This window comes from Roseateles sp. P5_E4 (genome assembly GCF_054049255.1).
In genome coordinates, this window is the sequence record NZ_JBFUMS010000029.1 from 1 (window position 1) to 9,388 (window position 9,388).

The 9,388-nt window shown below is 67.2% G+C and carries 6 protein-coding genes and 2 pseudogenes; 1 reads left to right on the top strand and 7 read right to left on the bottom strand.

Going from position 1 to position 9,388, the window contains the following annotated elements; translation table 11 throughout:
* The 3 genes and pseudogenes from ACXJLH_RS29175 to ACXJLH_RS29185 form a co-directional block, all read right to left on the bottom strand.
* Nucleotides 1–870: pseudogene (locus ACXJLH_RS29175) on the bottom strand (hypothetical protein); the annotation flags it as partial.
* A gap of 116 nt (nucleotides 871–986) precedes the next feature.
* The gene (locus ACXJLH_RS29180) at nucleotides 987–3,473 is read right to left on the bottom strand and encodes a glycoside hydrolase family 95 protein (RefSeq protein ID WP_457447964.1); all 2,487 of its coding nucleotides are present in this window, start codon (nucleotides 3,471–3,473) and stop codon (nucleotides 987–989) included.
* A 22-nt stretch (nucleotides 3,474–3,495) separates the two neighbouring features.
* Nucleotides 3,496–3,639 carry a hypothetical protein gene (locus ACXJLH_RS29185; RefSeq protein WP_457447966.1) on the bottom strand — a complete coding sequence of 48 codons (144 nt, stop codon included), beginning with the start codon at nucleotides 3,637–3,639 and terminating at the stop codon, nucleotides 3,496–3,498.
* 347 nt (nucleotides 3,640–3,986) lie between these two features.
* Here ACXJLH_RS29185 and ACXJLH_RS29190 point away from each other — a divergent pair, with 347 nt between their 5' ends.
* Nucleotides 3,987–4,694, top strand: a complete 708-nt coding sequence (locus tag ACXJLH_RS29190) for a FadR/GntR family transcriptional regulator (RefSeq protein WP_457447968.1) — start codon at nucleotides 3,987–3,989, stop codon at nucleotides 4,692–4,694.
* An 80-nt stretch (nucleotides 4,695–4,774) separates the two neighbouring features.
* Here ACXJLH_RS29190 and mmsB read toward each other — a convergent pair whose 3' ends face one another.
* From mmsB to ACXJLH_RS29210, 4 genes and pseudogenes are all read right to left on the bottom strand, one after another.
* Nucleotides 4,775–5,944 carry a multiple monosaccharide ABC transporter permease gene (mmsB, locus tag ACXJLH_RS29195; RefSeq protein ID WP_457447970.1) on the bottom strand — a complete coding sequence of 390 codons (1,170 nt, stop codon included), beginning with the start codon at nucleotides 5,942–5,944 and terminating at the stop codon, nucleotides 4,775–4,777.
* 11 nt (nucleotides 5,945–5,955) lie between these two features.
* Entirely contained in the window at nucleotides 5,956–7,500 is a 1,545-nt protein-coding gene (gene mmsA / locus ACXJLH_RS29200) for a multiple monosaccharide ABC transporter ATP-binding protein (RefSeq protein ID WP_457447972.1), read from the bottom strand.
* Between the two features lie 165 nt (nucleotides 7,501–7,665).
* A complete protein-coding gene (chvE, locus tag ACXJLH_RS29205) occupies nucleotides 7,666–8,727 on the bottom strand; it encodes a multiple monosaccharide ABC transporter substrate-binding protein (RefSeq protein WP_056194679.1) in 1,062 nt (353 codons plus the stop codon).
* Nucleotides 8,728–8,820: 93 nt separating this feature from the next.
* Nucleotides 8,821–9,388 (bottom strand): annotated as a pseudogene (locus ACXJLH_RS29210) (xylose isomerase); the annotation flags it as partial.

Sequence of the window (9,388 nt, forward strand, 5' to 3'; positions counted from 1 at the left end):
GTACATGCCGGCGCCCATGTAGACGCGCTGATCGTTGTTCGGATCGACGGCGATGCTCTCGACGCCGTGGAAACTGGCCTCGCCGCCACCGAAGCCCAGGCCGTCGGTGATGGGCACCCAGGACGACGTGGGCTGGTTCCAGCGGTAGGCGCCACCGATGTCGGTGCGCGCGTACAGCAGGTTGGCGGTGGTCGGGTGGAAGACCAGGCCCGTGACGTAGCCGCCGCCGCCCCACTTCGCGCTCGTCCAGGTTCCCACCTTGATGGAGAACGTCTGCTGGGTCTTGGCGCCGCAGCTGTTGGTGTAAGTGGCGGTGGCCGTGCAGGCCGCGGGCGGCTGGATGGTCTGCTCGCGTGCTGCACCGGCGGTGCCGCAGCCGCTCCAGCTCCACATGCCGCCGGATGTCGGCTGCGGGCCTAGGATGGCCGAGGCGCCGGTCTTGATGGTGGCCGATGCCGTTTGCGTCCACGCACCGTTGGCGTTGATGTAGGGTGTGATGGCCGTCGGCTTGCAGGCGGCGCCAAGCGTGGCGTTGGCCGAGCCGGAGTTGTAGCTGCCGCCGTTGGTCGTGAACTTGACCCAGTACCAGTAGCGCGTGCCGATGTTGCCCGAGGCGTCGGTGTAGCTCCTGGCGCTGCTGCCCGGCACGGCGATGCGGGTGCGGCCGTTGGGGTCGGCGTCGGTGTCGCGGAAGATCTCCAGCGACGTGACGGTGCCACTGACGGTCCAACCCAGCTGGACGTTGCTGGCCGTGCCGGTGGCCGTCAGGCAGACGGTGGCGCCGCCGCCGCTGCCGCAGCTCTGCGCCAGCGCTAGCGGGGCTGCGCTCGCCCCGAAGGCGAGCAGCAGTGCGGGTATCAAAGTTTTCATGTTCTTCCTTTCAAGGTTGAAAGTGCTCGGCCGGTTGTCTCCTCCGGACACGAGCGGTATGTAGGACTTGGCTCAACACGTGGGCCTACATCCCGATGACACAGTGGCGAGTGTTTTCATTGCGTTGTCGTGCGAACGATCCGGGGTTGGAAGTCGGCCGCGCTGACGCGGGCGCGGCCTTGGCTGTCCAGCCGGAGTTGGAGGTGCTGGCCGCGGTAGCGCAGCGCGACCTTGGCGAGCGCCGGTCCACGCAGCTGCAGGCGGCTGAGTCGCCCGTCCTTCCAGTCCACGTCCAGCGTCAGGGCGCCATGCGCACGCACGCCGTGCAAGGCGCCTGCTGGCCAGGCCTTGGGCAGGGCGGCCAGCAGATGCACCTCGCCGCCCCAGGACTGCACGATCATCTCCAGGATGGCAGCAGCACCGCCGAAGTTGCCGTCGATCTGGAAGGGCGGATGCGCATCGAACATGTTGGGGTAGGTGCGCGCCGGTCCCAGCAGCCCTTGCAGGACCTTGTAGGCCCGCTCGCCGTCGCCCAGGCGCGTCCACAGCGCCAGCCGCCAGGCGGTGGCCCAGCCGGTGCTTTCGTCGCCGCGGGTGTTCAGCGTCTTGCGGGCGGCCTGAGCCAGCGCGGGTGTGTCGCGCACGTTGATTTGCTCGCTGGGGTAGACGGCGTACAGGTGCGAGACATGGCGGTGCTGTTGGTCGGTGGCCGACGCATCCCAGTCCTCCAGCCATTCCTGCAGTTGGCCCTGCGCGCCGATGCGATCAGCCGGCAGGCGGGCTCGCGCCTTGCGGACGGCAGCAGTGAATGCCGGGTCGTCCTCGCCAAGCTGGGCCTGTGCCGCAATGGCCGCGTCGAACAGGTCGCGCAGGATCTGGCGGTCCATTGCCGGCCCGGCGCACAGTGCGATGTCGGTATGGTGGTTGTTCTCCGGCGACTGCGAGGGCGACGTGACGAGGCCGCGCCCCTTGGGGTCTTCGACCAGCGTGTCGAGGAAGAACAGCGAGGCGCCCTTGAACAGCGGCAGCAGCCGGCGCAACACGGCCGGGTTCGGGTTGTACTGGTAGTGCTGCCACAGCGTCGTGCACAGCCACGCGCCGCCCGTGGGCCACATGCCCCACAGCGGGCCATCGATGGGCGCGGTGGCGCGCCAGAGGTCGGTGTTGTGGTGCGCGACCCAGCCGCGCGCGCCGTAGCTGTTGCGGGCCGTGCGCGCGCCGGTGACGGCGAGGTCCTCCACCATCTTCAGCAGCGGCTCGACACACTCGCCCAGGTTCGCCGGCCCGGCGGGCCAGTAGTTCATCTCGGTGTTGATGTTGATCGTGTACTTGCCTTCCCAGGGCGGGTGCAGCACTTCGTTCCACACACCCTGCAGGTTGGCCGGCTGGCTGCCCGGGCGCGAGGACGACAGCAGCAGGTAGCGCGCGTACTGGACGTACATCGCGGCGAGCGCGGCGTCGGGCTGCCGGGGCACGCCCTTGATGCGGGCGTCGGTGGAGCGGGCATTGGCCTCGTGGCCGCCGAGGTCGATGTGCAGGCGGCGGAACAAGGCGCGGTGGGCCTTGAGATGGTCGTCGCGCAGCTTGGTGAACGGCTTGCGCGCGGCAGCGGCGGTGTGCTGGCGCACGGCGGCCACGGGGTCGCCGCTGGTGTCCTGCCAGTTCACATAGCTGGTCTCGCCGGAGACAAGCAGCGTCAGCTGGCGCGCGCCGCGCACGCGCAGCCGGTCGCCGCTGGCCTCGATGCGGCCATCGCCCACTGCCTGCACGCGCAGCGCATAGCGCAGCTGGCCGGGGATGCCGAAGGCCTGCACATTGCGGCCCTCGATCAGCAGCGCGTCGCTGCCGTCGGCGCGGACGGCCAGCGACCCGGGCCGCTTCTCTGCAAAGAGAGATTCACGGTGGTCCCACGGCGCGCCGACGAAGACGACGCCATCCTTGTCGTACTTGGTGTCGCCGAAGCCGCCATAGGGCTGGTAGTCGGGATGGCGATAGCCGAGGTCCAGGTCGATCGTGCCGTCGCCTTCGATCTCCAGCCGGATCACCGTCACCTGCTCCGGCACGCTGCAGAAGGTCTCGCGCCGGTGGCGGCCGCTGCCGTCGATGAAGCTGGTGGTGGCGATGGCGCTGTCGAGATCCAGGCTGCGCCGATAGCGCGCTGCGGCCTTCACGCCGGGGAAGTCGAGCAGCAGGTCGCCGGCGGCGCCGAAGGGCATCTGCTTGATGGGCTTGCCCATCAGCGCCTCGGAGACGAGCTCGTTGGCCTCCTTCCAGCGTTCCTGGTCGATGAGGGCGCGCACTTGCGGCAGGGCCTCGCGAAACTTCGGGTTGTCCTGGACGTAGGGCCCGCCGCCGTGCAGCGTGTCGATGTTGAACTGCAGCCGCTCCTGGGCCGGGCGCCCAAAGACCATCGTGCCCAGGCGCCCGTTGCCGACCGGCAGGGCCTCGATCCACGGGCCGGCGGGTTGGTCGTACCACAGGCTGAGTGCATCGGCGCCGATGCCGGCCGCGCCGGCCTGCACCCAGTGGGGCAGGGCACTGAGCATCGGCAGCAGCGCGGCCGAGGTGACGAACCGGCGGCGGGACGTGGGGGTGCTGTTCATGCTCATTCGCAAGGAAGGGACTTCAACGGCTGCCGACGATGACGTTGAGCGACCTGACGCTGGACATCGTGCGATCGACGCTCATGTCAGCGAGCCGCTGCAGCATTTCACCGATCGCCTTGTCGGGCAGCTTGCCGATGTCTTCGGCGACGATGGAGTCGACCACTTCGTCGGCGTCCGTTTTGATCGGTGCGTGTTCATCTTGTCTCTGGTGGTTGCTCTCGGGGGCTCTGCGGCCCGGCTTGCTCTTCCCTGTCCAACGGTCCGCCTTCCTGCCTTGGCGCTTCGAGCGTCCTCCGTGTTGGCAACGCTGTCATTGCCCTCGGTTCGTCACTTTGGCACGATGGCTGGTCAAACCAATTTGGTCAAGCCACTTTGCCATACATGATTGGATTGGTCTTACCGGTGTATTCCCCAATATCGTTTCACTGGTGTCGGCGATGAGCGGTGCGGCGCGCGAGATTGATTGCGATACCATTTGGTCTGTCCAATTAACAACGAGCGCTGGTTCCAATGCCCAACCAACACCGCGTCGGCGAAGTGCGTCGGCAATATCAGCTGGTCGCCGACAAGATCCGTGCGCTGATCGACGCGGAGGGAATCTCCACGGGGGGGCGGCTTCCAGCGGAGCGGGAATTGGCGCTGCAACTCGGCGTTTCGCGGCCGTCGCTGCGCGAGGCGCTGATCGCGCTGGAGATCGACGGCCGCGTGGAGATCCGCGGCGGTTCGGGTGTGTACGTCAGCGCGCCGCCCATGAATGGCGAAGTCGCAACCTCATCGCTGGGCGAAAGCCCTGCCGAGTTGGCGCAGGCGCGTGTCGTGCTGGAGAGCGCGATCATCACGCTCGCGGCAGCGCGGGTGAGCAAGGCATCCTTGCAACGCGTCGAGGACGCATTGAACGCGATGCGTGAGGACCATGCCAGCGGCCGCAAGCCGGTCGAGTCGGACCGGCGCTTTCATCTGAGCATTGCCGAGATGGCTGGCAACTCCGTCCTGGTCGGCGTGGTGGGAACGCTCTTCGACGGCCGGCACAGCCCCATCGCGTCACGCATGAGCGGCCAGGCCGAGTCCACGCACACCTGGCAGGCCGCACTCGCGGAGCACGAGGCGATCTATCGCGCGCTGGAAGCCCGCAACCCGCAGGCGGCAGCTGCAGCCATGTGCTCTCATCTGCTGGCCTCTCTGGGCCGCTGGGTCGGCGAGGGCACCGGCGCCGCCTGATGCCCTCCGCTGGGATGTGCCAGCCCGCAGCGGACACCGCGGGGGTAACTGGCGCCGGTCATCGACCAGCGGCCGGGACGTCACCCACCTTTTCGGCGGTTGTACACGTCGAAAACCACGGCAGCCAGCAGCACGACGCCCTTGATGACCTGCTGCCATTCGATGCCCACGCCGAGGATGGACATGCCGTTGTTCATCACCCCCATGATGAAGGCGCCGATCACCGCGCCGAGCACCTTGCCGACGCCGCCTGACGCCGAGGCCCCGCCGATGAAGCAGGCAGCGATCACGTCGAGCTCGAAGCCCAGGCCTGCCTTGGGCGTGGCCGTGTTGAGGCGGGCCGCGAAAACCAGGCCTGCGAGTGCCGCCATGACGCCCATGTTGGCGAAGCACAGCAACGTCAGCTTCTCGGTAGGGACGCCGGACAGCCGGGCGGCACGTTCGTTGCCGCCGAGGGCGTAGATGCGCCGGCCGAGCGTCGTGCGCCGGGTCACAAAGACGTAGGCGGCGATCAGGATGCCCATCAGCAGCAGCACATTGGGCAGGCCCTTGTACGAGGCCAGCAACCAGACCAGCCCGGCCAGTGCGGCCGACTGGGTCAGCAGCCGCAGGCCGAAGAGCGCCGCAGGCTCGGACGCCGCGCCCAGCGCTGCGGCCTTGCGGCGCGTGGCCAGCTCCCGCCAGGCCAGCCATGCCACCAGGCCGAAGCCGATGACGAGGGAGCTGAGATGACGCTCCTCGCCCGCCGGCCAGTCGGGCAGGAAGCCGCTGCTGAGGAGCTGGAAGGATTCCGGGAAGGGGCCGATGGACTGGCCGCCGAGCAGGGCAAGTGCCAGCCCCTTGAACACCAGCATGCCCGCGAGGGTGACGATGAACGAGGGGATCTTCAGGTAGGCGACGAACCACCCCTGCAGGCAGCCAATGAGGGCGCCGGCGACCAGGCACACGGCTGCGGCCGGCAGCACGGGCCAACCCTGCTCGACCATCAGAATGGCTGCCAGGGCGCCGATGAAGCCGCAGATGGACCCGACCGACAGGTCGATGTGGCCCGCGACGATCACGAGCAGCATCCCGAGGGCCATGACCACGATGTAGCTGTTCTGGAGGAACAGGTTGGTCAGGTTCAACGGCTGCAGCAGCGTGCCGTCGGTGAGCACCTGGAAGAACCCCATGATGCAGACCAGCGACAGCAGCATGCCGTAGTCGCGCAGGTGCGATGCCAGGAAATTGCGCAGGGAAGAGGAAGACATGAGGATGGGTTTCAATGGGTGCCCAAGAGGGCGTGCATGACGGTTTCCTGGGTGGCGCCGGCAGCCGGCATTTCAGCCACCAGTTCGCCCTCGTTCATCATGTAAAGGCGGTCGCACAGGCCCAGCAGCTCGGGCAGCTCCGACGAAATCATCAGGATTGCCCGACCCTGGGCGGCCAGGCTCGCAATCAGGCTGTAGATCTCGAACTTGGCGCCGACGTCGATGCCGCGGGTGGGTTCGTCGAGGATGAGCAGCTGGGGGTCGGTGAACAGCCACTTGGCCAGCACCACCTTCTGCTGGTTGCCGCCGGACAGGTCGCCGACGGCCTGCTGGACGTTGGCGCAGCGGGTGGCCAGCCGCTGCCGGAAGTCATTTGCCACCATGCTCTCCTGCGCCTCGTCGATGACGCCGAAGCGAGAGACGCCTTCCAGCCGGCACAGGCTGGTGTTGCGGGCAATGCTTTCCTGCAGCACCAGCCCCAGGGCCTTGCGGTCCTCGGTGACGTAGGCCAGCCCTGACTTGATGGCCCGCCGGACGGTCGAGACGTCGACCTCCTGCCCATCCATCCAGGCGGAGCCGCGGATGCGGCGCCCCCAGGAGCGGCCGAACACGCTCATCGCGAGCTCGGTTCGTCCTGCACCCATCAGGCCCGCGATGCCGACGATCTCGCCGCGGCGAACATTCAGATTGACGCCCTTGATGGCTTCGCGGCCCACGTGAAGCGGGTGCTCGACCCACCAGTCGCGCAGCTCGAACAGGACTTCACCCGGGTTGGGCTGCCGCTTCGGATAGCGGTCCTGCATGTCGCGCCCCACCATGGCGCGAACGATGGCCGCCTCCGACGGCGGCGCGGCGCTGCAGTCCATCGTGGTGATGGTCGAGCCATCGCGCAGCACCGTGACGGCGTCGGCCACTTCGGCAATCTCGTTGAGCTTGTGGGAGATCAGCACACAGCTGACGCCGCGGCCGCGTAGCCGTTTCAGCAATTCAAGCAGCGCGGCGCTGTCATCCTCGTTGAGGCTGGCTGTGGGCTCGTCGAGGATCAGCAGCTTCACGTCCTTCGCGAGCGCTTTGGCAATCTCCACGAGCTGCTGCTTGCCGACGCCGATGTCCCCCACCAGCGTATTCGGTGACTCCTGAAGCCCGACCTGGCGGAGCAGCTCGACGGCCTGCTCGTGCGTGCGCGTCCAGTCGATCACGCCGCGCTGGGCGCGCTCGTGGCCGAGGAAGAGGTTCTCGGCGATGGAGAGCTGCGGAATCAGCGCCAACTCCTGGTGGATGATGACGATGCCGAGCGCTTCGCTCTGGCGTATGCCGGAGAAGCGCTGCGGCTGGCCGCCGAACCGGATCTCGCCTTCGTAGTCCGGGTGCGGGTAGACACCCGAGAGGATCTTCATCAGCGTGGACTTGCCGGCGCCGTTCTCGCCGACCACGGCGTGGATTTGCCCACGCTGGACGGCCAGGTCGACATGCTTCAGGGCGACCACGCCATGGAACTTCTTGCCGATTCCGCGCATCTCCAGCAGCGCGCTCGGCTGATTGCCTGCGGTTTCCATTTCAGTTGCCCGTTGAGTACACAGCGGGACGAGCGCCGGGCCGCTCCCTAGCCGGCCCGCACTGGCGATGTTCTTGCGGCTCGACGCCGCAAGCATCGCCGTCCCCGCGGGGGACCGACCAGACTTGCTCGCGTTCAGCGACGCGAGGTTGGACGAGGGGCAGGTTCATTTCAGCTGGCTTTCCTTGTAATAGCCGCTGTCCACGAGCACGGGCTTCCAGTTCGTGGCGTCGACTGCAACAGGCTTGAGCAGATAGGACGGCACGACCTTGGTGCCGTTGTTGTAGGTCTTGGTGTCGTTCACCTGCGGCGCGCGGCCGCTGAGCACCGCATCGACGAGGTCGGCCGTGACCTTGGCCAGCTGGCGGGTGTCCTTGAAGACGGTGGAAGCCTGGTCACCCCTCAGGATGGCCTTGACCGACGGCAGGTCGGCGTCCTGCCCGGTGATGACCGGCATGGGCTGGCTCGCGCTGCCGTAGCCGACGCCTTTCAAGGAAGAAATGATGCCGATCGACAGGATGTCCGCGGGGGACAGGACGGCATGCAGCTTCTCCTTGCCGTAGAAGGCCGACATCAGGTTGTCCATGCGCGCCTGGGCGGTGGCGGTGTCCCAGCGCAGGATGCCGACCTTCATCGCACCCAGCTGCTTGCTGCGCACGACGAGCTTGCCGCTGTCCAGGTAGGGCTTGAGCACGCTCATGGCGCCGTCGTAGAAGAAGCCCGAATTGTTGTCGTCGGGCGAGCCCGCGAACACCTCCAGGTTGAAGGGCCCCTTGCCCTGCTTCAGGCCGAGCCGGTTGACGATGGACTCGGCCTGCAGCACGCCGACCTGGAAGTTGTCGAAGGTGGTGTAGTAGTCGACGTTCTTGGATCCGCGGATCAGGCGGTCATAGGCGACGACCTTGACGCCCTTCTCGGCGGCCTTCTGCAGCACGCCGGACAGCGTGGACCCGTCGATGGAGGCGATGACCAGGGCCTTGACGCCCTTGGTGACCATGTTCTCGAGCTGGGCGAGTTGGTTGGGGATCTCGTCATCGGCATATTGCAGGTCGACCTGGTAGCCGAGCGCCTTGAAGCTCTTGACCATGTTGTCGCCGTCGGCGATCCAGCGCTGTGAACCCTTGGTCGGCATCGAGATGCCAACGGTGCCCTTGCCCTGTGCCAGCAGCGGTGCGCAGGGTGCGAGCGTCAACAAAGCGCTCAGTGCGAGAAAAGTGGTGCGACGCATGATGTCTCCGTGTGTGTTTGGGGGGCGGTCATTTGCTCAGCGAAAGATGCGCTGGGCGAGTGATAAGGGTTTCTCCAACGCCCAGCGAGGCGTTCAGCCGCAAAAGCGGTTGACGAGATTCTCGAAGACTTCCTGGCGGCCGGAGACGGGCGCCACGTCGGTGTTGGCGGCGAGCACCTGGTCGGCGAGCTCGGTCAGCGAACGCCGGCCGTTGAGGATGTCCTGCCCGGCGGGCGCGTCCCAGCCGGCGTAGCGGCTGTCCACGGCGGCCTTCAGGCGACCGTCGTTGACCATCTTCTCGGCGATCAGCAGCGCCTGCGCGCACACGTCCATGCCGCCGATGTGGCCGTGGAACAGGTCCTCGGCGTCGATCGACTGGCGGCGCACCTTGGCGTCGAAGTTCAACCCGCCCGAGCCCAGGCCGCCGGCCTGGATGACGTGGTACAGCGCCACGGCCGTCTCCGGCACGTTGTTGGGGAACTGGTCGGTGTCCCAGCCCAGCTGCGGATCACCGCGGTTCATGTCCAGGCTGCCCAGGATGCCCAAGGCGCCGGCCGTGGCGATCTCGTGCTCGAAGCTGTGGCCCGACAGCGTGGCGTGGTTGGCCTCGATGTTGACCTTGACTTCCTTCTCCAGGCCGTAGCGGACGAGGAAGCCGTAC